Here is a 554-nt window from a genome sequence, read left to right on the forward strand (position 1 = left end):
AAATATCAGAAGCTTTTACGAGAAGTGCTGATAATGCCGATGCAATTAAAAAGGCAACATCAGCTAATTACGGTCATGTGATGCCATTAGTCGCCGAGTACCTACTTAATCGTGAAGCAGAAGTCATTCAATGGTTCCGAACTGAGCATCAATGGTTCAAAACGCAACTAGAAAATGAAACGAGCAATACAGGTATCCGCATGTTCAAGCGCTACGCCACCATTACGACTTCAGCACTAATATTAGAACGTGTAATCGCGACACCTATCGATCTGAATGCAGTTAGAGACTACCTCATTAACTATCATTTAGATTCTGTTAGTGAAAGAGATCTGTCTTCCAAAGCTCTCGAAACTATCACCCAATTTGTGGCACAAAATAGAGGAAAATTCTCGGAAGACAATAAACTCTCAAATATGATCGAAAATTACGGGCTTATTGAACTGAAAGATGATCATATTCAAGTCAAAATACTGAAAGATGTTTTTAAACATATGTTAGAAGAAAACCAATACCAAGATGTCAATAATGTTATCAATGCTTTGCGAGATAAA

Annotated in this window: 1 pseudogene; it reads left to right on the forward strand. The window is 37.2% G+C overall.

Annotated features, from left to right (window positions below):
* Positions 1 to 554 (forward strand): annotated as a pseudogene (locus tag KA858_RS11900) (cassette chromosome replicative helicase); the annotation flags it as partial.

The sequence above is a fragment of the Staphylococcus sp. GDX8P80P genome (assembly GCF_017893095.1).
Taxonomy (GTDB): Bacteria; Bacillota; Bacilli; order Staphylococcales; family Staphylococcaceae; genus Staphylococcus; species Staphylococcus borealis.